Source organism: Pseudomonas sp. SIMBA_068 (assembly GCF_046534705.1).
GTDB lineage: Bacteria > Pseudomonadota > Gammaproteobacteria > Pseudomonadales > Pseudomonadaceae > Aquipseudomonas > Aquipseudomonas putida.
This window is the reverse complement of the sequence record NZ_JAWRYI010000691.1, coordinates 1-265: the sequence shown is the minus strand read 5'-3', so window position 1 is coordinate 265 and position 265 is coordinate 1. Positions and strand designations below refer to the sequence as shown.

The window sequence follows — 265 nt, the reverse complement described above, 5'->3', positions numbered from 1 at the left end:
GAACTCATAACCAAAACGACCGCCGCCGCCACTGGCACCGCGTTCGCGTTTGCCATCTTCTTCGACGAGAACGCTCACGGAAAGACGCACCAGCGGACGGACATCCGCCGCTAGCGTGCCGTCGGTGGCCGCAACCAGAATTAATTCATAGACACCACTGAGGCTGGCAGTCACTTCCTGTACGCGCTTGTCCGCTTCGCGAGCAACCTTATCGACGCGACGCAGGATATCCAGCTTCTCTTCACGGCTCATGCTTTGCAGCGGA

General features: G+C 58.9%; 1 pseudogene. It reads right to left on the bottom strand.

The features are described 5' to 3' along the window. Positions 1-252 (bottom strand): annotated as a pseudogene (gene tldD / locus SB756_RS31015) (metalloprotease TldD); the annotation flags it as partial. Positions 253-265 lie beyond the last annotated feature (13 nt).